Source organism: Lysobacter sp. N42, assembly GCF_004344885.1.
Window position 1 is genome coordinate 142681 of the sequence record NZ_SKFB01000001.1, and the last position, 23902, is coordinate 166582.

Below are 23902 nucleotides of genomic sequence, written 5' to 3' on the forward strand. Positions count from 1 at the left end.
CTTCAATATACCATGAATTTACAGGTTGTTAATACAGAATCCGCTGCTTTGGAGAGGGCTATACATAAAAGCCGCAGGTATAAATTAGGGTGAATTTATTTTAAAATAAGCTCGCTTAAGAGGAGTTGTAAAATGTTTAGTGTTGCCCCAATGCTCGATTGGACAGATCGCCACTGTCGCTATTTTCATAGGCTCATGTCTAATGAAGTATTGTTATATACCGAGATGGTAACGACCGGGGCGATTATATACGGTAAGTACGACCTTCTTGAGTACCATCAGAGCGAACATCCGGTTGCTTTACAGCTGGGTGGCTCAGACCCCAAAGATCTTGCCCGCTGTACTAAAATAGCCGTGGAGCGCGGGTATGACGAAATTAACCTCAACGTAGGGTGTCCCTCCGACCGAGTTCAGAATGGTAGCTTTGGCGCGTGCTTAATGGAAAAGCCGCAACTTGTGGCAGATTGCATTAAAGCCATGCAAGATGCAGCAGGCAATGTTCCTGTGACCGTAAAAACTCGTTTAGGTATTGATCATAAAGATAGTTATGAATTCCTACAGGAGTTCATTGAAGCCGTTTCGGCTGTCGGTTGTGAACGATTTATATTGCATGCACGGAAAGCTTGGTTAAATGGATTAAGTCCAAAAGAGAACCGAGAAATTCCAGAGTTAGATTATGAGCGTGTCTATCGCGTTAAGAACGAATATCCAAATCTAACCATTGATATTAACGGTGGCGTGAACTCAATAGCGGAGGCAAAAGCCCACTTGGAATTTGTTGACGGCGTGATGATAGGGCGAGCAGCTTATCAAACACCATGGATTGTTTCGCAAGTAGATGAATGTCTAGGTCACACATCACCCGTGAGCGAGCGTGAAGAAGTCGTAGAGAAGATGATTCCCTACATAGAGCAGCATATAAAGGGCGGTGGGAAATTCTGGCATGTAGCACGGCATATGTTGGGTCTATTTCATGGTCAGCCGGGCGCGAAGCAATGGCGCAGATTACTCAGTGAACAAGGCCCAAGAGCAGACTCGTGCGAACCACTATTAAAAGGTTCTGCTTTGCTTGAAGAACATAAAAAACGAGCTGAGTTAACACCACTTTAAGCTGTTGGCGAATTTGACGAAGGCGGTGGTGAAAAACGCTAACAGTAGATATTAACGTTCATGCTGATTTTTTTGGGTTTCCACCTCACTTTAGGAAAGTTCATATAAATCAATTGCTTGCGTATTTTTAAAAAGTTGGCACAAGGTTTGAATTAGAGAGTGTGTCGAAGGGCATCGGGTTCTTCGAAAATACATACTTAATGAGGAAAACCATGAAAACTTTAATTATTGCATCATCAATCGCTTTAACTTTTGCAGCTTCTACTGCTTCAGCAAATCCATTGACTGACTTAGCTCAAGAAGTTCGCCAAGAAGTTCAGGTAACCAACCTAGTTTCTAAAGTTATAGACATGTCAGAAATTCGCAACTCATTGCGTCAAAGTGCGGTAGAACTATACAGTCGTTTGACTCTTGAATCACAAGCTCAAGTTTCTGATGAAGAAGATGACGATGTAGAAGCTGAAAGTGCACCAGAAAGCCAAGAAAAAGCTCCTGAGTAAGGTGACTCCATGCAGTGGATTTCACCTTACGCAGTGGGAATTTGGGCTTTATTGCCAGCACTCAGTATTGTCGCTACTTTAATGGTTACAACGCTAGTGCACCAGGGTTGGCAAAAACAAGTTAAGCACTGGTATAGGAAAGCGATGCGTTAGTTCGATAAGAACATGCGGTTGACGCACTCGCTGAATTCTTAATTATTTGATACGTTGTTGTCCTTCGACTTGGAAATGGAACAACAACAATGAAAACTGCCCTAAAGATTAGTGTACTTTCGGCTTTATCATTCTCTCTTTTAGGTTGTGCTCAAACTATGAGCGTAGCGGAAGAAGATAATCGCCAAAAGGCCGAACGTATCGCTCAAGAATCCCTTATTATTGATACCCACATCGACGTTCCATGGCGTTTGATGAATGACTGGGAAGACGTCACCCAAGCTACAGAGCGTGGTAACTTCGATTATGTACGCGCCACTCAGGGTGGGCTAAACGCTCCTTTCATGGCAATTTACATTCCTGCCTCGTATGAAGATAACGGCGCTTATCGTACCGCGAATCACTTAATCGACTTTGTTGAAAGCTTGGTTTACAAAGCTCCCGAAAAGTTTGCAATTCCTTATTCTGCAGATGACGTGGAAGAGCACTTTGAACAGGGTTTAATCTCATTGCCAATGGGAATGGAAAACGGTGCGCCGATAGAAGGTAAGTTTGAAAATTTACAGCACTTCTTCGACCGTGGAGTGCGTTACATTACATTGACGCACTCAGAAGATAACCATATTAGTGACTCTTCTTATGACATCAGAAACACTTGGGGTGGATTAAGCCCATTTGGTAAAACTTTGATTCCTGAAATGAACAAAGTGGGCATGATGATCGACATCTCACACGTTTCAGACAATGCATTCTATGATGTGCTTGAAATTACCGAAACTCCAGTGATTGCTACGCACTCTTCAGCACGTCGTTACACACCAGGTTGGCAGCGCAATATGAACGACGACATGATTAAAGCTTTAGCTGAAAATGGTGGTGTTATTCAAGTTACTTTTGGCTCGACGTTTGTAACTCGCATGGCGAACCAACATCGCGCGCGTTTACAAAGACTAGCTGATGAAATCAACGAAGAGCTTGGAGAAGGCACAGAAGAAGCCGAAGCGGCTATTGCACAGATGCGTGAAGAGAATCCGTTTCCTTACGCCAACCTAGATGACGTTTTGAACCACATCGACCATATCGTTGAGTTGGTGGGTATTGACCATGTGGGTATAGGGTCTGATTACGACGGGGTAGGCGACTCTCTTCCTGAAGGCCTAAAAGATGTAAGCACTTTCCCTAACCTTATTGAAGGTTTGTTGGAACGTGGTTATTCAGAAGAGCAAATTGATCAAATTCTGCATGGCAACACTTTGCGTGTTTGGCGACAGGTTGAAGCATACGCAGAGGCGCATTAGTTATAACTGCGGTACCTGTCGTATATTGCTCGATATTGGCCGCTCTCTTTGAGGGCGGCTAAACCTTGACGGAAAATGTCGGCTAATTCCTCGTCTTTGAATACAACGCTTGTGCTATGACTTTCATTCCAGAGTCGATGATAAGTCACCTCGTCAGACACATCTAATACCATACCAACCGGTCTTCTGTACCACTCAAAAATATGCTCGTCGAGCAGCACTAAATCTACGCGGTCTGACCAAAACATGGCGTTCTGTTGGTATTGGTTTGACAGCTCAAAGTATTTATCTTGCGATCTTTCTGCATTACCGAATAATGCTATGAATTCCTCGCCAAGCGCCGAACCGCTGCTCGCGGCTCCTTGCCATGCTAATAAACTGTATTCAGTGAGATCAGAAAAGGAATTGATTTCAATATTATTGCGGGTTTTAGAAACAATCACGTTATTAAAAAAGCTAAAATTCGGAATATATGTGAATTGCTCTAAGGTGCGGGTGCTCACTCCTGCTGCCGCATCGATAGACGGGAACGTTTCAAGTGCTTCTTCTAGGTTCTTGTAAGGTATGTAGAGCGCGTTTATTGAAACTCCCACGCGAGCGAACACTTCTTTTATGATGTCTACTTCAATACCACGGTCTGTCTCTTGTATCACGTAAGGCTCTTTATATTGTCCAAACGCTACGGTAATTGATTCGGGTAATTCGCTTGCTTGCGCAAAATGAATAACAAAGCTAGGGAGCAACCCTAGAATAATAAGGCATACCTTTACGGTTTTGATGAGCGGCATCTTGTTTACCTATCCAAACTTTATACGTAATCGTATAAAAAAAGCAGTCGGTAGATTTACATTACTCTTTCGTAACGTAGATAACAACTGCATGTTTTGTGAGCGCTGAAAGGGTTTATAAAGCCAGTGAAACTGGATAGACTCGTAACATCTCCACTACATGACAAAAATTAAGAGAGTAAGCGCTATGCCAACATCCATTATCGTCGTTGATGACTTTTTCGGAAACGCGAAGCAACTTCGAGAAGCAGCGTTAAAGTTTAATTACCCAGAAGGTAACGGACCTTTTCCAGGTCGTAATTCGGTAGAAAGAATTGAACTAGAAGGTCTTAGCCAAGAAGTGTCTCGAATTGTAGGTGAACCGTTAAAACCGATTATAGATGGTCAAGCGCACGGCAAAACGCGTATTTCTTTAGCCTCTGACGTTGCTAAAGCTAAAGTGCACGTAGATGCTTCTCACTGGTCGGGGATACTTTACTTGAGCGACCCGAAAGACTGTAAAGGTGGCACAGAGTTTTTCCGCCATAAAGCAACGGATACAGACCGAGCGCCATATAGCGATGAAGAAGCGATGCAAAAGTTTGGGGCGCCTTCTGCTAAGAAATGGACATCTGACATTTTAGACAACGAGTCGTTAGACGATTCAAAGTGGGAGATGACCATGCGCGTACCTATGCGGTTCAACCGATTGGTTTTGTTACGTCCATGGATGTGGCATACCGCAGGTGAAGCATTTGGCGATAGCATTGAAAATGGTCGCTTGATCTACATGATGTTTTTCCAGTCTGCGCGTTGACATTATTGCCAATAAAGGTATAATCCGCGCCACGTTTCTTTTTGGAACGTGAACTTACAGGCCAAGGATGTTGTATTTGAGGCCTGTCACAACAGCCCCGATTTGGGGTTGAATGGTGGTTAAAAAGACTCCCGCTTCGCACCGAAAGGTGGCTGAGGTGGCGTGTTTTTTTATGCTCTTTTTTAAATGCTCTTTTGGATGAGGCTTTGCTATGTCAAGTCAAAGAATTCGGATTCGCCTGAAAGCATTCGATCACCGCTTAATCGACCTGTCGACAGCGGAAATCGTTGAAACAGCGAAACGCACGGGTGCTCAGGTACGTGGGCCAATCCCATTACCAACCCGTAAAGAACGTTTCACAGTGTTGATCTCACCACACGTGAACAAAGACGCTCGTGACCAGTACGAGATTCGTACCCACAAGCGCCTTATCGATATCATTGAGCCTACAGAAAAAACTGTAGACGCTCTGATGCGTTTGGACCTGGCCGCTGGTGTTGATGTACAAATCAGCCTGGGCTAAGTGAGCAATAGGATTCTGGATAAGAGGTTTTAACAATGGCTATTGGTCTAGTCGGTCGTAAAGTAGGAATGACTCGCATCTTTCAAGAAGATGGCGCATCTGTTCCTGTGACTGTGATCGAAGTAACGGCAAACCGTGTGACCCAGATTAAAACTCTGGAAAACGACGGCTACCGTGCACTTCAGGTGACCACTGGCAGCAAGAAAGCCAATCGTGTCAACAAGCCTTCAGCAGGCCATTTCGCTAAAGCGGGTGTAGAAGCAGGTCGCGGCCTGTGGGAATTCCGTTTGAATGGTGAAGAAGGTTCAGACATCGAAGTAGGCTCTGAGCTGACAGTCGAACTGTTTAATGAAACAAAATTAGTTGACGTAACCGGTACCTCTAAAGGTAAAGGTTTCGCAGGCGCTGTTAAACGCTGGAACTTCCGGACACAGGACGCAACGCACGGTAACTCACTGTCGCACCGCGCTCCGGGTTCAATTGGTCAGAACCAATCTCCGGGTAAAGTTTTCAAAGGTAAGAAAATGGCCGGCCAAATGGGGAACGAGCAGGTTACTGTTCAGTCTCTAGAGGTTGTCCGTATCGACGCAGATCGCAATTTATTGTTGGTTCGAGGCGCGGTACCTGGAGCATCAGGTAACGACGTAATCGTGAAACCAGCGGTAAAAGCGTAACGTCTGAGGAGATTAGTGATGGAATTAGCATTAAAAGACGCGAAAGGCGCTCTTGAAGTTTCCGAAGCTACCTTTGGACGTGAGTATAATGAAGCGCTTGTGCATCAGGTAGTAGTTGCCTATGCGGCAGGTGCACGTCAAGGTAGTCGCGCGCAGAAAACTCGTTCTGAAGTAGCCGGTGGTGGTAAGAAGCCATGGCGTCAGAAAGGTACTGGCCGTGCGCGTGCTGGTACAATTCGTAGCCCAATCTGGCGCTCTGGTGGCGTTACATTTGCTGCGAAACCACAAAGCCATGCACAGAAAGTAAACAAGAAAATGTACCGTGGTGCATTGAAAAGCATTCTTTCTGAGTTGGTTCGTCAGGATCGTTTAACTGTTGTTGAGAATTTCAGTGTTGATTCACCGAAAACTAAACAACTAGTGAGCAAGCTTAAAGATCTCGGTTTACAAGACGTTTTGATTATTACTAAAGACGTTGATGAGAACTTGTTCTTAGCTTCACGTAACCTGCACAAAGTCGACGTTCGTGATGTGCAAGCAATTGACCCTGTCAGCTTGATCGCATTCGAAAAGGTACTCTTCACCGCGGACGCAGTGAAGCAGCTTGAGGAGGCATTGGCATGATGCGCGAAGAACGTTTACTGAAAGTTATCCTTGCGCCTCACGTGTCTGAAAAAGCCACGTTAGCAGCTGAAAACGCAAACACTGTAGTTTTCAGAGTAGCAACGGATGCAACGAAAGCAGAAATTAAAGCTGCTGTAGAGAAACTGTTCGAAGTCGAAGTAACCGGTGTTCGTACACTAAACGTGAAAGGTAAAACTAAGCGTTTTGGTATGCGTTCAGGTAAGCGTAGCGATTGGAAAAAAGCTTATGTAACGCTTAACGAAGGTGCTGATATCGATTTCGTGGGCGGCGCTGAGTAAACAGGAGGATATTGAAAATGGCTGTTGTAAAACAGAAGCCTACATCTCCGGGTCGTCGCCACGTCGTAAAAGTCGTTGGTCAAGACCTGTACAAAGGTAAGCCGTATGCTCCACTTTTGGAGAAGAACAGTAAAAGTGGCGGTCGTAATAATAACGGTCGTATCACAGTTCGTCATATCGGCGGTGGTCACAAGCACCACTATCGTCTAATCGACTTTAAACGCGACAAAGACGGTATCCCTGCGAAAGTAGAGCGTATTGAATACGATCCAAACCGTTCAGCAAATATCGCACTTGTGCTTTATGCAGACGGTGAGCGTCGTTACATTTTGGCACCTAAAGGCTTAAAAGCTGGTGACAAAGTAAGTTCTGGTTCTGATTCACCAATCAAACCAGGTAACACATTACCAATGCGTAACATCCCAGTAGGTAGTGTTGTTCACGCGGTTGAGATGAAGCCAGGCAAAGGTGCACAAATTGCACGTTCTGCTGGTGCTTACGTTCAAATCGTTGCGCGTGAAGGCATGTACGTTACTGTTCGTTTACGTTCAGGTGAAGTGCGCAAAATCCTAGCAGATTGTCGTGCGACTATCGGTGAAGTAGGTAACGCTGAACACATGCTTAAGCAACTTGGTAAAGCAGGTGCTACACGCTGGCGTGGTGTTCGTCCTACAGTTCGCGGTGTTGCAATGAACCCGGTTGATCACCCACACGGTGGTGGTGAAGGCCGTACATCTGGTGGCCGTCATCCGGTATCACCATGGGGTGTTCCTACGAAGGGTTATAAGACTCGTAAGAACAAGCGTACTGACAAGTACATCGTGCGTCGTCGCACTAAATAAGGCAAGGGGTTGAATAATGCCACGTTCTCTTAAAAAAGGTCCATTTATTGACCTTCACCTACTTAAGAAGGTGGAGAAAGCGATGGAAAGCGGGGACAAGAAGCCAATTAAAACTTGGTCCCGTCGTTCAATGATCATTCCAGACATGATTGGATTGACCATCGCTGTACACAACGGTCGTCAGCATGTACCAGTTTTCGTTACAGACGAAATGATTGGTCACAAGCTAGGCGAATTTGCTCCGACTCGTACTTATCGCGGCCACGCTGCTGATAAGAAAGCGAAGAAACGGTAAGAGGTGAATACAATGGAAGCTATTGCTAAACATAAGTTTGCCCGCCTTTCTCCACAAAAGGGTCGTTTGGTTGCGGATCAAATCCGTGGTCAAAACGTAGCGCAAGCTTTAGACATTTTGGCGTACAGCCAAAAGAAAGCAGCTACTCTAATCAAGAAAGTTTTAGAGTCAGCAATTGCGAATGCGGAGCATAACGAAGGTGCCGACATCGATGAGTTGAAAGTTTCAGCCATCATGATCGACGAAGGTCCCACGATGAAGCGCATCAAGCCTCGTGCTAAAGGTCGCGCAGATCGTATCTTGAAGCGTACCAGCCACATTACTGTGGTTGTGTCAGATAGCTAGGAGATTAGTTATGGGTCAAAAAGTACATCCTAATGGGATCCGCCTAGGTATCACTAAACCATATAACGCTACGTGGTACGCGGATTCTTCGGACTTTGCAGACTTCTTAGAAAGTGATCATCAGGTTCGTTTGTACCTGAACAAGGAACTGAAGAATGCTTCAGTTTCACGCATCGTTATCGAGCGTCCTGCTAAGAGTGTTCGTGTGACTATTCACACTGCACGTCCAGGTGTTGTTATCGGTAAAAAAGGTGAAGACGTAGAGAAGTTACGCCAAGCAATTTCAAAAATGACTGGTGTTCCTGCTCAAGTTAACATCTCAGAAGTGCGCAAGCCTGAGCTTGACGCGCAACTGGTTGCTGAAAACATCGCTGGCCAGCTAGAACGCCGTGTAATGTTCCGTCGCGCTATGAAGCGTGCGGTTCAGAACGCTATGCGTCTGGGTGCTAAAGGTATCAAAGTTGAAGTAAGTGGTCGTTTAGGCGGCGCAGAAATCGCACGTACCGAATGGTATCGTGAAGGTCGTGTACCTTTGCATACTCTTCGTGCAGACATCGATTATGCAACTGCTGAAGCATCAACTACTTACGGTATCATTGGCGTTAAAGTATGGGTTTTCCGTGGTGAAGTACTGGGTGGATTGCCTGTTCAAGAAGAACAGCAGCAACCTAAACCAGCGAAGCGCGGGAAAGGACGTAAGTAAGGAGAAGCGATATGTTACAACCTAAGCGTATGAAATTCCGTAAGGTTCATAAAGGCCGTAACCGCGGTATGGCGCAAGCGGGTAACAAAGTAAGCTTCGGTACTTATGCTCTTAAAGCAACTGAACGTGGTCGTATGACTGCGCGTCAGATCGAAGCTGCCCGTCGTGCGATGACTCGTCACGTTAAGCGTCAAGGTAAAATCTGGATTCGTGTATTCCCGGACAAGCCAATTACTCAGAAGCCTCTTGAGGTACGTATGGGTAAAGGTAAAGGTAACGTGGAATACTGGGTATGCCAGATCCAACCAGGTCGCGTACTTTACGAAATGGACGGTGTGCCAGAAGAATTGGCACGTGAAGCATTCCGCTTAGCGGCTGCTAAACTTCCGTTCAAAACCACCTTTGTTACTCGGACGGTGATGTAATGAAAGCAAGCGAATTGAAAAACAAAAGCGTTGAAGAGCTAAATCAGGAATTGATCGAGCTGCTACGTGAGCAATTCAACTTGCGCATGCAGGCAGCAACCGGCCAACTGAATCAGACTCATGTGTTTAAGCAAGTGCGTAAAAACATCGCACGTGTGAAAACTGTGCTTAACGAGAAGGCGGGTGCGTAATGACTGAAGCTAAATCAATCCGTACGTTGCAGGGCCGTGTGGTCAGCGACAAAATGGACAAGTCAATTGTTGTAGCTATTGAGCGTCGGGTTAAACACCCAATCTATGGTAAGTACATCAAGCGTACTACTAAGATTCACGCTCATGATGAGAACAATACAAGCCGCCAAGGCGATTTAGTTACGATTCGGGAAACTGCTCCTGTTTCTAAAACTAAGTCTTGGGCGTTGGTAGACGTTCTTGAGCGCGCAAGCGACATCTAACTCATTGTGAGTTAATGAAAAAAAGCGACCTTAGGGTCGCTTTTTTTTTGCAGCAATGTTTATCATGTCTATACTTAACGAACCTAAGCACAACCAACAAAGGAAAATTGAATGGTTTATTCAAACGTATGTAAGGGTGTAACTGCGTTGGTCGTACTGGGCTTGAGCGCAGCAACTGCGAATGCACAAGACTTGAGTCTAGATGAACTTCGTCAGCAGATAGAGCGCATCAGCGCAGAAAACCAAGAGCTCCAAGAAAAGGTAGATAGCATAGCTCCTGAAATGGATGCCGATGGCATTTCCTTGGGTGGTGCTGTTAGGTGGCAATATGTTTGGACTGACTATGGCGAAGGGAATAAAGATAGAGGCGGAGATATTGACTTTGATATCTTTCGGTTAGATTTAGACGGCAAAATGGGCGATGTAATTTTATCTGCTCAGTATCGTTGGTTCGAATACATGGAAGCATTGAGACATGCATATGCTGGTTACAACTTTGGCGAGGATTGGCAAGCACAGGTTGGTATAGTTATTCAGCCGTTCGGTGTCATGCCTTATAACTCCCATAACTATTTCTTTAGTTCTAACTTCTATATTGGACTCGAAGATAATAATGGTGCCGGTGTTCGATTCACGAAAAGAAGTGACGATTGGGACCTCGACTTTGCATATATACTAAATGACGAGCTTGGTGGTGCTGATGGAGCTGTGCGCAATAAAACGGCTCGATACAACTATGATGTGACCGGGATTCGACTACCTGGTGAGGGCGTATACGACGCGCCTACGCAGTTAGCCGCTGAAAACAACACATTAATGGTGCGCGCAGCGCGTAAGTGGGACTTGGGTGAAGACCGGATGTTCGAACTCGGCGGCTCGTTACAAGCGGGTGACTTCCACGACGGCATGAATAGTGTGGGTGATCGTCGTAACTATGGAATTCATGCTGTTTACCAAACTGGTCCTTGGGAGTTCCACGGACAGTTTGCAACCTATGACTATGACTTAGACATGGCGAATGAAGGTGTAATTGTCGCTGCTTATGGTTACCAAGATACAATAGCAAGCTCAGCGGACAGTTATACTGCCAACGTTGCATATAGTAAGCCGGTGTCTATCGGGCCGATTACAAACCTAACGTTCTACAACAATTATAGCCAAATCACCAACAAGACCGGCTACGAAGAAGACACCGTAATGAATGTTCTCGGTGTTGCCGTAACTTCTGGTGGTTTGTATACATATGTAGATTTGGTCACCGCGAAGAACCAACCGTTTATTGGTGGCACAATGGTTGGAGAAAGTGATAGCTACAATACGCGTTTTAATATAAACTTCGGCTATTACTTTTAGAGTTCTATTTCATGCGCAAAGGTTTAGCCAAAGCGCGTGAATACCACCTAGCAATTAGCTAGAATCAAGTAAGTTTTCTCGGGCATCGTCCGATATGCTCGAGAAGCTTATTTTCTTCAGAAAACACCTATCTTCTCCTATTTTTTTCTGTTACAATTTCGCGCCCTTTTAATATGGGGTCTTCTTTATCGAGATGGTTCGATATCGAAGTTGTAGCTTAAGTCCTTAGAGGCTTAGTTAATTTAAACTCAAGCGGAGCACTGAGATGATCCAAATGCAAACTATGCTGGAAGTAGCCGATAACTCCGGCGCACGCAGCGTACAATGTATTAAGGTTCTAGGTGGTTCGCACCGCCGTTACGCGAACATTGGCGATATCATCAAAATTACTGTTAAGGAAGCAATTCCTCGCGGTAAGGTGAAGAAAGGTGATGTTCTTAATGCGGTGGTGGTACGCACCCGGAAAGGCGTCCGTCGTCAAGACGGCTCTGTTATCCGTTTTGACCGCAACGCGGCTGTGTTGTTGAATGCAAACTCACAGCCAATTGGCACTCGTATATTTGGACCGGTGACTCGTGAATTGCGCGGAGAGCAATTCATGAAAATTATCTCACTGGCGCCAGAAGTACTATAAGGAGCTGACCATGGCGGCAAAAATTAGACGTGATGACGAAGTAATTGTGCTGGCAGGCAAGGACAAAGGTAAGCGCGGTAAAGTGCTGAAAGTCCTTACTGGCGAAGATCGCGTCGTGGTAGAAGGCGTTAACATTGTAAAGAAACATCAGAAATCGAACCCGGCTATGAATGAGCCAGGTGGCATTATTGAAAAAGAAGCCCCGATTCAAGTTTCTAATGTTGCGATTTTCAACCCGACAACCAGCAAAGCAGATCGTGTTGGTTTCAAGATTGAAGACGGCAAGAAAGTTCGCTTCTTCAAATCTAACAATGAAATCATCTAAACATATTGGAGTATACGATGGCGAAACTGCATGGTGTTTATAAAGATACTGTAGTTCCTGAACTGATGAAACAGTTCAGCTACACCAGTGTCATGCAAGTCCCTCGGATTGAGAAAATCACCCTGAATATGGGTGTTGGCGAAGCACTTACTGACAAGAAAGTTTTAGATAACGCTGTTGCGGATCTTGAAGCTATTGCTGGTCAGAAAGTGGTACGCACTAATGCTCGCAAGTCAGTTGCAGGCTTTAAAGTCCGTGAAGGCTTTCCGATTGGTTGTAAAGTAACTCTGCGTGGTGAGCGTATGTGGGATTTCCTACAGCGTCTTATCTCTATCGCAATTCCTCGTGTTCGTGACTTTCGTGGTCTGAATGCGAAGTCTTTCGATGGTCGCGGGAACTACAGCATGGGCGTTCGTGAACAAATCATCTTCCCAGAGATCGACTACGACAAAGTTGATCGGGTACGTGGTTTGGACATCACGATCACGACAAGTGCACAAAGCGACGATGAGGCTCGTGCATTATTGTCTGCCTTTAACTTCCCGTTTAGAAAGTAAGGTGTAGAGTTATGGCAAAAGTTTCAATGAAAATGCGTGAGCTCAAGCGTCAAAAACTTGCAGCAAAGTACGCTGAAAAGCGTAGCGCACTGAAAGCAATTATTGCGGATCCAGCGTCTAGCGACGATCAGCGTTGGGCTGCTGTTCTTGATTTGCAGAAGCTCCCGCGTGATTCTAGTTCTTCTCGTCAACGTAACCGTTGCCGAGTAACTGGACGTCCACATGGTTATCTACGTAAGTTTGGCATGAGCCGTATTAAGGTTCGTGAAAAAGCTATGCGTGGTGAAATTCCTGGCTTGAAAAAAGCTAGCTGGTAAGCGACGAATCACGGGAGAAAGCAAATATGAGCATGCAAGATCCAATTGCGGATATGTTCACTCGAATTCGCAACGCTCAAGCTGCGAATAAAGTAACCGTGGTAATGCCTGCATCTAAGCAAAAAGAAGCAATCGCTAAAGTTTTGCAAGACGAAGGTTATATTACTGGTTATAAAGTCGAGTCAGGCGTTAAGCCGGAGCTGGAAATCACTCTGAAATATTTCGAAGGCAAAGCTGTCATCGATTCAATTCAGCGTGTTAGCCGTCCTGGTTTACGTATTTATAAGAAGCGCAACGAGTTACCAACTGTTATGGGTGGTCTCGGTGTTGCTGTGGTTTCAACTTCTAAAGGCTTGATGACCGACCGCGCTGCACGTAGTGCTGGCTTAGGTGGCGAAATCATCGGCTACGTAGCTTAATGGAGGTAGGATATGTCACGCATTGCTAAGGCACCTGTTGCTATCCCTGCCGGCGTTGAAGTTACGTTGAATGGCCAGGAAGTAACCATTAAAGGTGGTAAAGGCGCATTAACTGTTGTTGTTAACAACGCAGTTGAAGTTGTACAAGAAGAGCAAGAGCTTCGTGCAGTACCTCGTGAAGGTGTTGCGAACTCTGTTGCTCAAGCTGGTACTGCGCGTTCACTATTGAATAACATGGTTCAAGGCGTTACTCAGGGCTTTGAGCGTAAGCTAACACTAGTTGGTGTTGGTTACCGTGCTCAAACTCAGGGTAAGAAACTGAACCTTAACTTAGGCTTCTCACACCCAGTTGAGTTCGAAGTTCCTGAAGGTATTACCATCGAAACTCCGAGCCAAACTGAAGTAGTGGTGAAAGGCGCCGACAAACAATTGGTTGGCCAAGTTGCGGCAAACATTCGCGCATACCGTAAACCTGAACCTTATAAAGGTAAGGGTGTACGTTATAGCGACGAGTACGTGCGTCGTAAAGAAGCCAAGAAAAAGTAGGGTAATACGATGGACAAGAAAGCAGCTCGCTTACGTCGTGCTACTCGCGCACGTAAAAAGATTCAAGAGTTGGGTGGTAACCGTTTGGTTATCTACCGTACCCCGCGGCACATTTATGCCCAGGTGATTGCACCAACTGGTTCAGAAGTATTGGCTAGTGCGTCAACTGTGGAAAGCGATATTCGTGGCCAAGTTAAAGGCACGGGTAACGTTGATGCCGCTAAAGTCGTCGGGAAAGTAATCGCTGAACGCGCGAAAGAGAAAGGTGTTGAAGCCGTATCTTTCGATCGTAGTGGATTCAAGTACCACGGTCGTGTTGCTGCACTGGCAGATGCTGCCCGTGAAGCAGGACTGCAGTTCTAGGAGACGAAAATGGCAAATATCGAAGCTCAAAACGGTGAACTGATGGAAAAACTCATCACTGTCAACCGCGTCTCTAAAGTGGTTAAAGGTGGTCGCATCTTTAGCTTCACTGCGCTGACTGTGGTAGGTGACGGGCAAGGCAAAGTCGGATTCGGCTATGGCAAGGCTCGTGAAGTTCCTGCAGCGATCCAAAAAGCGATGGAAAAAGCTCGTCGCAACATGGTAACCGTACAGCTTGTTAACGGAACATTGCAGCACCCAGTTAAGGGTCGCCACTCTGGTTCTAACGTTTTCATGCAGCCAGCATCTGAAGGTACTGGTATTATCGCCGGTGGTGCGATGCGTGCTGTATTGGAAGTGGCTGGCGTACATAACGTACTGTCAAAAGCATACGGTTCTACAAACCCAATCAACGTAGTTCGCGCAACGATTAAAGCACTAGAGGCTATGAAGTCTCCTGAGCAAATCGCTGCGAAACGTGGACTACCGGTTGACGCGATTACGGGGTAAGTGAACGATGGCTAAAAAGACTATCAAAGTAACACAAACCCGCAGCTCTATTGGTCGTTTGCCAAAGCATAAAGCGACTTTGCGCGGTTTGGGTTTACGCCGTATTAACCACACTGTTGAACTAGAAGATACTCCTTCAGTTCGCGGTATGGTGAATAAGGTTTACTACATGGTTAAGGTGGAGGAGTAAGACATGTTTTTGAACACTCTAGCACCTGCACCAGGCTCTAAGACAGCTAAGAAGCGCGTTGGTCGTGGTATTGGTTCTGGTCTTGGTAAGACTGGTGGTCGCGGTCACAAAGGTCAAAAGTCTCGTTCAGGTGGTTCTGTTAAGCCTGGATTTGAAGGCGGTCAAATGCCGATTCAGCGTCGTTTACCAAAATTTGGTTTTACGTCGCGTAAATCGGTAGTTACTGCTGAAGTTACTTTGACTGAAATTGCGAAAGTAGATGGCGACACAGTAACAGTAGATACGTTGAAGTCTACTGGTTTAATCACGAAGAACATCTTGTTCGTTAAAGTGATGAAATCAGGCGAAATCAATCGTGCAGTTACTGTACAAGGCATTAAAGTCACTAAAGGCGCGCGCGAAGCTATCGAAGCGGCCGGCGGTAAAATCGAAGGATAATTGACCCATGGCTAGACCAGGATTGGAAAAGTCGAGTGCGAAAGGTGGTTTAACAGAGCTCAAATCGCGTCTGCTATTTGTGTTAGGTGCCATCATTATATTTCGCGCCGCATCTTTCGTACCGATTCCTGGTATAGATGCAGCGGTTCTGGCTGATTTGTTCGCACAACAACAGGGTACCATCGTTGCCATGTTTAACATGTTCAGCGGTGGTGCACTGGAACGTGCATCGATTCTTGCGTTAGGCATTATGCCTTACATCACAGCCTCGATTATCATGCAATTGTTGACGGTGGTTCACCCGAAACTTGCAGAGATAAAGAAGGAAGGTGAAGCAGGACGTCGTAAGATCAGCCAATATACGCGTTGGGGTACCTTGGTTTTGGCAATTGGACAATCCATCGGGATTGCAACCGGATTGCCTAACCTGGTTCCTGGGTTGGTGTTGAATCCCGGGTTTGCATTCTATTTCACAGCGATTGTGAGTTTGGTTACCGGTACCATGTTCTTAATGTGGTTAGGTGAACAAATTACAGAGCGCGGAATAGGCAACGGTATCTCAATTATCATCTTCACCGGGATAGTGGCTGGATTGCCTTCGGCTGTAGGTCAAACAGCAGAGCAAGCTCGTCAAGGCGACTTGCACTTGTTGTTACTATTATTGATTGCGGTTGTTGTATTTGCAGTAACCTATTTTGTTGTTTTCGTAGAGCGCGGACAACGCCGAATTGTGGTAAACTACGCGAAACGCCAACAAGGGCGTCGTGTATATGCAGCTCAAAGCTCGCATTTACCACTAAAAGTGAATATGGCTGGTGTTATTCCACCTATCTTCGCTTCAAGTATTATTCTGTTCCCAGGTACAATTGCGACTTGGTTTGGTTCAGGTGATACAGGTGTTGCTAACGTACTTCAGGAGATCGCGTTGACATTGTCACCGGGTCAACCGTTGTACGTAATGTTGTATGCAGCAGCAATTATTTTCTTCTGTTTCTTCTATACCGCGTTGATGTTTAATCCTCGCGAAACAGCAGACAACTTGAAGAAGTCGGGAGCGTTTATCCCTGGTATTCGTCCAGGTGAGCAAACCTCACGTTACATCGATAAAGTAATGACGCGTTTGACACTTGCCGGCGCACTCTACATTACATTTATTTGTTTGGTTCCTGAGTTCATGATGCTTGCATGGAACGTGCAATTCTACTTCGGTGGCACTTCGTTGCTTATTATCGTAGTAGTTATCATGGACTTTATGGCTCAGGTACAGACCCATATGATGTCTCATCAATATGACTCTGTACTTAAAAAAGCGAATCTTAAAGGCTACGGCCGATAAGATTCCCGTTACGGAGAGTAGCAATGAAAGTTCGTGCTTCCGTTAAGAAAATCTGTCGTAATTGCAAGGTCATCAAGCGTCACGGCGTAGTACGTGTGATTTGTACTGACCCTAAGCATAAACAGCGACAAGGTTAACAACGTAAGAACGCAGCCCGGTTAATTAACTGGGCTGTGTTGAATTTGCAATTGGGCGATCGGTTGAGTATCCTATCGGGCTTTTCAAGCCGATGCCCCTTTAACTATAGGAGATATGTTAGTGGCCCGTATAGCTGGCATTAACGTCCCTGACAATAAGCATGCAGTAATTGCATTGACTTCGATTTATGGTGTAGGCCGTACTCGCTCTTCAGCGATCTTGGCTTCAGTAGGCATTGCCGAAAACACTAAGATTGGCTCTTTGTCAGAGGCCGAATTAGATAAGATTCGTGAAGAAGTTGCTAAATACGCAGTAGAAGGTGACCTTCGTCGCGAAATTTCAATGAACATTAAACGTTTGATGGACCTCGGTTGTTTCCGTGGTTTGCGTCATCGTCGTAGCTTACCTCTACGTGGTCAGCGCACTAAAACTAATGCGCGTACTCGTAAAGGTCCGCGTAAGCCGATTAAGAAGTAAGGAGAATAGGCAATGGCTAAAACACCTACTCGCACTCGGAAGCGCGTTAAAAAGCAGGTAACCGACGGAATGGCGCACATCCATGCGTCTTTCAACAACACCATTATCACTATTACTGACCGTCAAGGTAACGCTCTTTCGTGGGCAACTTCTGGTGGGTCTGGCTTCCGCGGTTCGCGTAAGTCTACGCCGTTCGCAGCTCAGGTAGCAGCAGAACGTGCAGGTGAAATGGCGAAGGAATACGGATTAAAGAACTTGGAAGTGTTTGTTAAAGGTCCAGGGCCAGGTCGTGAATCATCAATTCGCGCTTTGAACGCTGTGGGTTACAAAATTACGAACATTACCGATGTGACACCGATTCCTCACAACGGTTGTCGTCCGCCTAAAAAACGTCGCGTTTAATTGGCGTGATACGATAGTTGGAGAAAGAACATGGCTAGATATTTGGGTCCAAAACTCAAGCTCAGTCGTCGCGAAGGAACTGACTTGTTCCTTAAAAGTGGCGTCCGCGCTATAGATTCCAAGTGTAAACTGGAAACCGCACCAGGACAGCACGGCGCACGTCGTGGTCGCTTGTCTGATTACGGTGTTCAGTTACGTGAAAAACAAAAAGTACGTCGTATGTTCGGCATACTTGAAAAGCAATTCCGCAACTACTACAAAGAAGCGGCACGTATCAAGGGCAACACAGGTGAAAACTTGTTACAGCTTCTTGAAGGTCGTTTAGATAACGTAGTATACCGGATGGGCTTTGCATCAACTCGTGCGGAAGCACGTCAGCTGGTGAGCCACAAAGGTATTGTGGTGAATGGTCGCGTTGTGAATATCCCTTCATTCCAAGTGAAGGCTGAAGACGAAGTTAGCGTTCGTGAAAAAGCAAAGAAACAAGCACGTATCATTGCTGCACTCGAATTAGCAGAGCAACGTGAAAAGCCGACTTGGGTCGAAGTTGATACCAAAGAAATGAAAGGTATCTTCAAACGTGATCCAGAGCGGTCTGACCTATCTGCAGATATTAACGAACAGTTGATCGTAGAGCTTTACTCGAAGTAAGGCCTCAGCATAAAGAGAGGACATAATGCAGGGTTCTGTAACCGAATTTCTGAAACCACGGCTCGTTGATATCGAGCAAATCAGCAACAACCGCGCCAAAGTGACTTTGGAGCCGTTGGAGCGTGGATTTGGTCATACGCTGGGCAATGCGCTTCGCCGTATCTTGTTATCTTCAATGCCGGGATGTGCCGTCACTGAAGTTCAAATTGACGGTGTAGAGCATGAGTACAGCACGAAAGAAGGTGTCCAGGAAGACATCATTGAAATCCTGCTCAACCTGAAAGGTCTCGCTGTAAATTTACACGGCAAAGACGAAGCTACGTTAACTTTATCAAAGTCTGGCTCAGGCGCAGTAACAGCAGGTGACATCACTACTGACGGTGATGTAGAGATCGCTAACCCCGATCACTTAATCTGTACATTGACTGGCGACGTAGAGCTTAAGATGGAGATTAAGGTTGAACGCGGTCGTGGTTACGTCCCTGCAAACGCACGTCAGCAGAATGAAGACGAAGACCGTACCATCGGTAGTCTTTTGGTAGACGCTTCTTTCAGTCCAGTTGAGCGAATTGCATACACTGTTGATTCAGCTCGTGTGGAACAAAGAACGGATTTGGACAAGTTAGTTATCGATATGGAAACTAACGGTACGCTAGATCCAGAAGAAGCGATTCGTCGTGCCGCTACAATTCTAGCTGAACAGCTAGAAGCGTTCGTGGAATTACGCGATGTAAGTGAACCGGAAGAGAAAGAAGAGAAGCCGGAGTTTGATCCGATTCTGTTGCGTCCGGTGGATGATCTTGAGCTGACTGTACGTTCTGCAAACTGTCTGAAAGCAGAAGCGATTCAGTATATTGGTGACTTGGTTCAACGTACTGAGGTTGAGTTGTTGAAAACTCCTAACCTTGGTAAGAAATCGTTGACAGAGATTAAAGACGTTCTAGCGTCACGTGGTTTGTCTTTAGGTATGCGCCTAGAGAACTGGCCACCAGCTAGCTTAATCGACAACGACTAAGTCGTTGTCTAGTCACCTCGGTAAGAGTTTTACTTAGAAGGGTATTTGGTATGCGCCATCGTAAGAGTGGTCGTCAACTTAACCGCAACAGCAGCCATCGCAAAGCGATGTTTAGCAACATGGCAAGTTCATTGGTTCGTCACGAAGTGATCAAAACCACTTTGCCAAAGGCTAAAGAGCTGCGTCGCGTAATCGAGCCGTTAATCACAATGGCTAAACAAGACAGCGTAGCAAACCGCCGTTTGGCATTTGCTCGCACTCGCGACAAAGAAGTCGTAGGTAAATTGTTCAACGAGCTAGGTCCTCGTTACTCAGAGCGTCCGGGTGGATACACTCGCATTCTGAAGTGCGGTTTCCGTGCTGGTGACAATGCGCCAATGGCTTTCGTTGAATTGGTTGATCGTCCAGTAAACGAAGAAGTTGCAGAAGAAGCAGTTACTGAAGAGTAAAAGTTTCTCGCAATAAATAAAAAACGGAGCCTAGTGCTCCGTTTTTTGTTTTTAATGCTCTTAGTCTCGGAAATTTTCGTATTGTAGAGGTAGCTCAATATCAGAAGCTTTCATGAGTGCGATAGTTTGTTGTAAATCATCTCGTTTCTTCCCAGTAATTCGTACTTTCTCGCCTTGTATACTGGCCTGAACTTTCAATTTACTTTCCTTCACCATTTTCACAATTTTCTTTGCTAGAACACTGTCTATGCCTTGCTTGAACGTAATGCGAAGTGAATAGGTTTTACCACTATGGGTAGGTTCGTCGTCCATCTCTGTGCCAGATAACGAAATCCCCCGTCGAGTGGCGTTGTTACGTAGAATTTCTACCATTTGTTGGATTTGAAAATCAGACTCTGTAGATAGAACCACAGTTAAGTCGTTAAGCTCAAAAGAAGCCTCTACATTTCGAAAGTCGAAACGTGTTCCAAGTTCGCGTTGAGCGTTGTCTACGGTGTTTTTTAATTCAACCTGATCGATTTCAGAAACGATGTCGAAACTAGGCATTATTTTTCTCCAATAAGGTTTTTCGTTATTAGACCAAAACTTACCGCAAAAGCATACCTGTAACTGGTTAGAGTTGTTCTACTATGGTCTAGCTTTGATTGCCCTTAAAGCCTGTATCGGGTAAAGTTGGCATATTCTAAATTGCCAATAATTATTTGCTAGGGGACATACCATGCGCATTATCCTGCTGGGAGCGCCAGGCGCAGGAAAGGGCACTCAAGCCCAATTCATCATGAACGAATACAAAATTCCTCAAATCTCTACTGGGGACATGCTTCGTGCGGCTATTAAAGCGGGTACGGAGTTAGGCAAGCAAGCTAAAGCCGTTATGGACGCTGGGCAGCTGGTTTCTGACGATATTATGATTGGCCTAGTACAAGAACGTATTAAAGAAGACGATTGCGCGAACGGCTTTTTGCTAGACGGATTTCCAAGAACAATCCCACAAGCTGACGCTATGCAGGACGTAGGCATAAAGATTGATTACGTATTAGAGTTTGATGTTGCTGACGACGTTATTGTAGAGCGTATGGCGGGGCGTCGAGTTCACCCTGGCTCAGGTCGTGTATACCATGTTCAGCACAATCCGCCTAAGCAAGAAAACGTAGACGACGTAACGGGCGAAGAGCTAGTTATTCGTGATGACGATAAAGAAGAAACAGTACGTAAGCGTTTGGCGATTTATCACGAACAAACAGAGCCGTTGGTGGACTACTACCGCTCGCTTGCAGCGCAAGGTGAAGTGAAGTGTGAAAAAATTGATGGTACTCAAAAAGTAGATGCCATCCACCAAGAATTAAAAGCCTTGTTAGGCTAAGAGGTCCCTATGTTTTTACCCGTTACGAGTTTATATGCAGGTCTTCTTGCGCTCCTTTTGATTGTTCTAAGTGTTCGCATTATTCGCGAGCGTTGGATTCATAGAGTAGGTATTGGAACGGGTGAAGCAAAATCTTTAGAGATTGCGGTACGTGTACACGGAAACTTTGTAGAGTTCGTACCGTTCTGTCTAATTTTACTCGCGCTAATGGAGTTGGCTGGTGCATCACCTCAGTTGCTTCATGGACTAGGTGGACTGCTATTCGTAGCACGCATCAGCCATGCGATTGGCTTGACGAAGTCGGCAGGAACAAGTATTTACCGCACTATCGGTGTAGCAGGCACATTTGCGGTGTTATTGCTTCAGTCAGGCTTTTTGATTGGTGCGGTTATCGGTCACTAAGTTATGAAAGATATCGTCGCCCTGCACAGCTCACAAAGCCGTGGAAGTCAGTGGCGAGGGTTAGCAAAATCACTTGCACAAGAGAATCTGGAGTTAGCAACTCCAGATTTGATTGGATACGGTAAGTTCGCCGGTCATCCACTACCCTCACAACCCTTCCGGTTTGCTCACGAAATTTCGGCGTTACAAGACCAAGGCTACATGTTCGAGCAAAAGCCTTTTGTGCTTGTTGGACATTCTTATGGCGGCGCCTTAGCACTTAATATAGCTCTACATTTCCAAGAGCTTGTTAAGGGCTTAGTATTGTACGAGCCTGTTTCGTTTCATACCCTAACTGACGGCTCAGAAGCTCATAATGAAATTGTAAGTGTAGCTACTGCTATGGAAGAACTGTCTATTGAACAGGCTTGCGGACATTTTGTTGACTATTGGAACACTCCGGGCTACTTCGCGGGTTTACCTGAGCCCATTCAGAGGCTGATGATAAGACAACACCAAAAAGTAAACCTAGACTTTGATGCCCTAATTAACCAACCAACGACTCTAGAGGATTATGGTCAGTTGAGTTGTCCGGTCGTATTGTTCTCGGGTCATCACTCTCCTCATTCGAGCCAAGAGGTTGCTCGGTTACTGAAAAATACGCTTCCAAATGCGACCTCTGAGGAAGTTGACGCAGGTCATATGGGACCTATTACACACGCTGAGCTCGTTATGCCTAAATTAAAGCGAGCGGTAATGCGATTGGTCTCCAAGTAATGAAAATTCAAAGCGAGCTTAACCGTTTACTCAAGCTTACCGGCCCTATTCTTATAGCCCAACTTACCCATATGATGATGGGCGTTGTGGATACTTTAATGGCGGGAAGAGTGGGGGCAACCGACCTGGCTGCCGTCGCGGTAGGTTCGGCGATCTGGACACCTCTCACGTTACTTGTCTTTGGTCTCGGTTTAGCACTTGCTCCTGTAATTTCCCATGCTCATGGGGAAAATGACTTAGCTGCAATGCCAAGATACTTGCAACAGTCTCTGTATACCTGCATTGTCGCGGCATTCCTTACCGGCGGTTTACTCTATTTTGCGCCACAGTTTTTGGAGCTGATGACGATTACGCCTGAGTTTAGAGCAATGACGTTGAAGTATCTAAACTTCATTTTCTGGGGACTTCCTGCGTTTGTTCTTTATGTTGTGCTCAGGAACTATTGTGAAGGTGTGTCTCACACCATGCCTTCGTTGGTAATTGGCGTTATCGGATTACTGGTCAATATTCCGGTAAATTATATTTTCATTTATGGCAAATTAGGTATGCCGGCTTTAGGTGGAGCAGGAGCGGGTTTAGCATCGGCTATTGTCCTCTGGGCAATGGCAATTTCGTTCCTAATCTATGTAATGACCGCGATTCGGTACAGAGAGATGCGTCCTTTTCGGCGATTTTATCGACCAGATTGGGATGAAGTTATGTATTTTCTACGCATAGGAACGCCCATTTCTATGTCGCTGTTTTTTGAAACTAGCCTGTTTGCAGCGGTAGCCATTCTTATTGCCCCGCTGGGTGAAATTATGGTTTCAGGCCATCAAATAGCCTTAAGTATTACTTCAATTGTTTACATGTTCCCTTTAAGCCTGAGTATGGCGATAACGCTTCGTGTGGGTTTCGCGTTAGGCGCGAAACAATACCAAGATGCTATCGGTGCGTACAAATTAGCGCTCGTTGTAGGACTCTCGTTTGCAACGGTAAATGGCTTGGGCATGTGGTTAGGGGGAAGCTTCTTGGCACGACTATACACCAGCAACCAAGAGGTCATTGTATTAGCTGCCCAGTTACTTGGATTAGCTGCAATATTTACTGTTTCAGATACCTTCCAAGCACTGTCTATGGGGGCATTACGAGGTTATAAAGATACACGTATGCCGATGATTATTACTCTCGTTGCATATTGGCCCTTGGGTCTTACGATTGGAGCCATATTCGCGCTGACAGACTGGATTGTACCCGCCATGGGCGCAGCAGGTTTTTGGATTGGTTTTATTAGTGGTTTAAGCGTCGCAGCTGTACTACTCACTCTAAGGTTACTGCGAGTACACAAAGCTTACATATCAACCGTTTGATCTTGATCAATAATTGAATCGATTGAGTGATCTAGAAGTTCGATTCAGTTGTATTATTAACCATCATTTCTAAGTTGGTTAAT

At 45.6% G+C, this 23902-nt stretch carries 39 protein-coding genes; 37 read left to right on the forward strand and 2 right to left on the reverse strand.

From position 1 onward, the window contains the following. Window positions 1–132: 132 nt before the first annotated feature. The 3 genes from dusA to EYQ95_RS00665 all read left to right on the forward strand — a co-directional run bounded on the left by dusA (window position 133) and on the right by EYQ95_RS00665 (window position 3061). Window positions 133–1110: a tRNA dihydrouridine(20/20a) synthase DusA gene (gene dusA / locus EYQ95_RS00655; protein WP_111914698.1), complete on the forward strand. Its 978-nt coding sequence runs from the start codon at window positions 133–135 to the stop codon at window positions 1108–1110. A 212-nt stretch (window positions 1111–1322) separates the two neighbouring features. Further along, a complete protein-coding gene (locus EYQ95_RS00660; RefSeq protein ID WP_111914697.1) occupies window positions 1323–1610 on the forward strand; it encodes a hypothetical protein in 288 nt (95 codons plus the stop codon). A 242-nt stretch (window positions 1611–1852) separates the two neighbouring features. Beyond that, window positions 1853–3061 carry a dipeptidase gene (locus EYQ95_RS00665; RefSeq protein WP_111914696.1) on the forward strand — a complete coding sequence of 403 codons (1209 nt, stop codon included), beginning with the start codon at window positions 1853–1855 and terminating at the stop codon, window positions 3059–3061. Here the strand turns inward: EYQ95_RS00665 and EYQ95_RS00670 are convergent. Next, the gene (locus EYQ95_RS00670) at window positions 3058–3849 is read right to left on the reverse strand and encodes an ABC transporter substrate-binding protein (RefSeq protein ID WP_111914695.1); all 792 of its coding nucleotides are present in this window, start codon (window positions 3847–3849) and stop codon (window positions 3058–3060) included. The two genes, EYQ95_RS00665 and EYQ95_RS00670, sit on opposite strands and share 4 nt — an antisense overlap. A gap of 187 nt (window positions 3850–4036) precedes the next feature. On the opposite strand from EYQ95_RS00670, the gene EYQ95_RS00675 reads away from it, so the two are divergent. The 30 genes from EYQ95_RS00675 to rplQ all read left to right on the forward strand — a co-directional run bounded on the left by EYQ95_RS00675 (window position 4037) and on the right by rplQ (window position 19949). Continuing rightward, window positions 4037–4645: a DUF6445 family protein gene (locus EYQ95_RS00675; RefSeq protein WP_111914694.1), complete on the forward strand. Its 609-nt coding sequence runs from the start codon at window positions 4037–4039 to the stop codon at window positions 4643–4645. 211 nt (window positions 4646–4856) lie between these two features. After that, window positions 4857–5168 (forward strand): 30S ribosomal protein S10, encoded by a 312-nt coding sequence (gene rpsJ, locus EYQ95_RS00680; RefSeq protein ID WP_111914693.1) that lies wholly within the window; start codon window positions 4857–4859, stop codon window positions 5166–5168. 35 nt (window positions 5169–5203) lie between these two features. Then, window positions 5204–5842: a 50S ribosomal protein L3 gene (rplC, locus tag EYQ95_RS00685; RefSeq protein WP_111914692.1), complete on the forward strand. Its 639-nt coding sequence runs from the start codon at window positions 5204–5206 to the stop codon at window positions 5840–5842. Between the two features lie 18 nt (window positions 5843–5860). Beyond that, the gene (gene rplD / locus EYQ95_RS00690; protein WP_111914691.1) at window positions 5861–6466 is read left to right on the forward strand and encodes a 50S ribosomal protein L4; all 606 of its coding nucleotides are present in this window, start codon (window positions 5861–5863) and stop codon (window positions 6464–6466) included. Then, window positions 6466–6765, forward strand: a complete 300-nt coding sequence (gene rplW, locus EYQ95_RS00695) for a 50S ribosomal protein L23 (RefSeq protein ID WP_343142070.1) — start codon at window positions 6466–6468, stop codon at window positions 6763–6765. Before rplD ends, rplW begins: the two co-directional genes overlap by 1 nt. Before the next feature lie 17 nt (window positions 6766–6782). Continuing rightward, complete coding sequence (gene rplB, locus EYQ95_RS00700; protein ID WP_111914689.1) at window positions 6783–7607, forward strand: 50S ribosomal protein L2; 825 nt, start codon at window positions 6783–6785, stop codon at window positions 7605–7607. 16 nt (window positions 7608–7623) lie between these two features. Next, a complete protein-coding gene (gene rpsS, locus EYQ95_RS00705; protein WP_072155074.1) occupies window positions 7624–7902 on the forward strand; it encodes a 30S ribosomal protein S19 in 279 nt (92 codons plus the stop codon). 12 nt (window positions 7903–7914) lie between these two features. Beyond that, window positions 7915–8247, forward strand: a complete 333-nt coding sequence (gene rplV / locus EYQ95_RS00710; protein WP_111914688.1) for a 50S ribosomal protein L22 — start codon at window positions 7915–7917, stop codon at window positions 8245–8247. Window positions 8248–8257: 10 nt separating this feature from the next. After that, window positions 8258–8950, forward strand: a complete 693-nt coding sequence (rpsC, locus tag EYQ95_RS00715; protein WP_111914687.1) for a 30S ribosomal protein S3 — start codon at window positions 8258–8260, stop codon at window positions 8948–8950. Window positions 8951–8961: 11 nt separating this feature from the next. Then, complete coding sequence (rplP, locus tag EYQ95_RS00720; protein WP_111914686.1) at window positions 8962–9375, forward strand: 50S ribosomal protein L16; 414 nt, start codon at window positions 8962–8964, stop codon at window positions 9373–9375. Continuing rightward, window positions 9375–9566 (forward strand): 50S ribosomal protein L29, encoded by a 192-nt coding sequence (gene rpmC, locus EYQ95_RS00725; protein WP_111914685.1) that lies wholly within the window; start codon window positions 9375–9377, stop codon window positions 9564–9566. Before rplP ends, rpmC begins: the two co-directional genes overlap by 1 nt. Continuing rightward, window positions 9566–9829, forward strand: coding sequence for a 30S ribosomal protein S17 (gene rpsQ / locus EYQ95_RS00730; protein WP_111914684.1), 264 nt, complete (start codon window positions 9566–9568; stop codon window positions 9827–9829). Before rpmC ends, rpsQ begins: the two co-directional genes overlap by 1 nt. 111 nt (window positions 9830–9940) lie before the next feature. Next, a complete protein-coding gene (locus EYQ95_RS00735; RefSeq protein ID WP_207916185.1) occupies window positions 9941–11182 on the forward strand; it encodes a carbohydrate porin in 1242 nt (413 codons plus the stop codon). 265 nt (window positions 11183–11447) lie between these two features. Further along, on the forward strand, window positions 11448–11816 hold the full coding sequence (gene rplN / locus EYQ95_RS00740; RefSeq protein ID WP_111914683.1) for a 50S ribosomal protein L14: 369 nt from the start codon (window positions 11448–11450) through the stop codon (window positions 11814–11816). Window positions 11817–11826: 10 nt separating this feature from the next. After that, window positions 11827–12141, forward strand: a complete 315-nt coding sequence (gene rplX, locus EYQ95_RS00745; RefSeq protein WP_111914682.1) for a 50S ribosomal protein L24 — start codon at window positions 11827–11829, stop codon at window positions 12139–12141. A gap of 17 nt (window positions 12142–12158) precedes the next feature. Then, entirely contained in the window at window positions 12159–12698 is a 540-nt protein-coding gene (gene rplE, locus EYQ95_RS00750) for a 50S ribosomal protein L5 (RefSeq protein WP_111914681.1), read from the forward strand. Between the two features lie 11 nt (window positions 12699–12709). Next, a complete protein-coding gene (rpsN, locus tag EYQ95_RS00755) occupies window positions 12710–13015 on the forward strand; it encodes a 30S ribosomal protein S14 (protein ID WP_111914680.1) in 306 nt (101 codons plus the stop codon). A 26-nt stretch (window positions 13016–13041) separates the two neighbouring features. Beyond that, complete coding sequence (gene rpsH / locus EYQ95_RS00760) at window positions 13042–13434, forward strand: 30S ribosomal protein S8 (RefSeq protein ID WP_111914679.1); 393 nt, start codon at window positions 13042–13044, stop codon at window positions 13432–13434. 12 nt (window positions 13435–13446) lie between these two features. Further along, window positions 13447–13980, forward strand: coding sequence for a 50S ribosomal protein L6 (gene rplF / locus EYQ95_RS00765; protein WP_111914678.1), 534 nt, complete (start codon window positions 13447–13449; stop codon window positions 13978–13980). 9 nt (window positions 13981–13989) lie between these two features. Continuing rightward, window positions 13990–14343, forward strand: a complete 354-nt coding sequence (gene rplR / locus EYQ95_RS00770; protein WP_111914677.1) for a 50S ribosomal protein L18 — start codon at window positions 13990–13992, stop codon at window positions 14341–14343. A 9-nt stretch (window positions 14344–14352) separates the two neighbouring features. Further along, on the forward strand, window positions 14353–14853 hold the full coding sequence (rpsE, locus tag EYQ95_RS00775; RefSeq protein ID WP_111914676.1) for a 30S ribosomal protein S5: 501 nt from the start codon (window positions 14353–14355) through the stop codon (window positions 14851–14853). A gap of 7 nt (window positions 14854–14860) precedes the next feature. Next, a complete protein-coding gene (gene rpmD / locus EYQ95_RS00780; protein WP_111914675.1) occupies window positions 14861–15043 on the forward strand; it encodes a 50S ribosomal protein L30 in 183 nt (60 codons plus the stop codon). Window positions 15044–15046: 3 nt separating this feature from the next. Continuing rightward, complete coding sequence (gene rplO / locus EYQ95_RS00785) at window positions 15047–15481, forward strand: 50S ribosomal protein L15 (protein WP_111914674.1); 435 nt, start codon at window positions 15047–15049, stop codon at window positions 15479–15481. Between the two features lie 7 nt (window positions 15482–15488). Then, entirely contained in the window at window positions 15489–16817 is a 1329-nt protein-coding gene (secY, locus tag EYQ95_RS00790) for a preprotein translocase subunit SecY (RefSeq protein ID WP_111914673.1), read from the forward strand. Between the two features lie 23 nt (window positions 16818–16840). Beyond that, window positions 16841–16954 carry a 50S ribosomal protein L36 gene (rpmJ, locus tag EYQ95_RS00795; protein ID WP_072155090.1) on the forward strand — a complete coding sequence of 38 codons (114 nt, stop codon included), beginning with the start codon at window positions 16841–16843 and terminating at the stop codon, window positions 16952–16954. Between the two features lie 121 nt (window positions 16955–17075). Further along, on the forward strand, window positions 17076–17432 hold the full coding sequence (gene rpsM / locus EYQ95_RS00800; RefSeq protein WP_111914860.1) for a 30S ribosomal protein S13: 357 nt from the start codon (window positions 17076–17078) through the stop codon (window positions 17430–17432). A gap of 12 nt (window positions 17433–17444) precedes the next feature. Further along, entirely contained in the window at window positions 17445–17834 is a 390-nt protein-coding gene (gene rpsK / locus EYQ95_RS00805; RefSeq protein ID WP_072155091.1) for a 30S ribosomal protein S11, read from the forward strand. Between the two features lie 30 nt (window positions 17835–17864). Further along, entirely contained in the window at window positions 17865–18485 is a 621-nt protein-coding gene (gene rpsD / locus EYQ95_RS00810) for a 30S ribosomal protein S4 (protein ID WP_111914672.1), read from the forward strand. Window positions 18486–18510: 25 nt separating this feature from the next. Continuing rightward, entirely contained in the window at window positions 18511–19500 is a 990-nt protein-coding gene (gene rpoA / locus EYQ95_RS00815; protein ID WP_111914671.1) for a DNA-directed RNA polymerase subunit alpha, read from the forward strand. A 50-nt stretch (window positions 19501–19550) separates the two neighbouring features. Next, window positions 19551–19949 carry a 50S ribosomal protein L17 gene (rplQ, locus tag EYQ95_RS00820; RefSeq protein ID WP_111914670.1) on the forward strand — a complete coding sequence of 133 codons (399 nt, stop codon included), beginning with the start codon at window positions 19551–19553 and terminating at the stop codon, window positions 19947–19949. Between the two features lie 60 nt (window positions 19950–20009). Here the strand turns inward: rplQ and EYQ95_RS00825 are convergent, their stop codons facing one another. Further along, window positions 20010–20495 carry a YajQ family cyclic di-GMP-binding protein gene (locus EYQ95_RS00825; protein WP_111914669.1) on the reverse strand — a complete coding sequence of 162 codons (486 nt, stop codon included), beginning with the start codon at window positions 20493–20495 and terminating at the stop codon, window positions 20010–20012. Window positions 20496–20667: 172 nt separating this feature from the next. Here EYQ95_RS00825 and adk point away from each other — a divergent pair, with 172 nt between their 5' ends. The 4 genes from adk to EYQ95_RS00845 are packed head-to-tail and all read left to right on the forward strand — an operon-like array spanning window position 20668 to window position 23819. After that, window positions 20668–21312 carry an adenylate kinase gene (gene adk, locus EYQ95_RS00830; protein WP_111914668.1) on the forward strand — a complete coding sequence of 215 codons (645 nt, stop codon included), beginning with the start codon at window positions 20668–20670 and terminating at the stop codon, window positions 21310–21312. A gap of 9 nt (window positions 21313–21321) precedes the next feature. Continuing rightward, a complete protein-coding gene (locus EYQ95_RS00835; RefSeq protein WP_111914667.1) occupies window positions 21322–21714 on the forward strand; it encodes an MAPEG family protein in 393 nt (130 codons plus the stop codon). 3 nt (window positions 21715–21717) lie between these two features. Further along, the gene (locus tag EYQ95_RS00840; protein WP_111914666.1) at window positions 21718–22470 is read left to right on the forward strand and encodes an alpha/beta fold hydrolase; all 753 of its coding nucleotides are present in this window, start codon (window positions 21718–21720) and stop codon (window positions 22468–22470) included. Then, on the forward strand, window positions 22470–23819 hold the full coding sequence (locus tag EYQ95_RS00845) for an MATE family efflux transporter (RefSeq protein WP_111914665.1): 1350 nt from the start codon (window positions 22470–22472) through the stop codon (window positions 23817–23819). The genes EYQ95_RS00840 and EYQ95_RS00845 overlap by 1 nt, the downstream gene beginning before the upstream one ends. Window positions 23820–23902 lie beyond the last annotated feature (83 nt).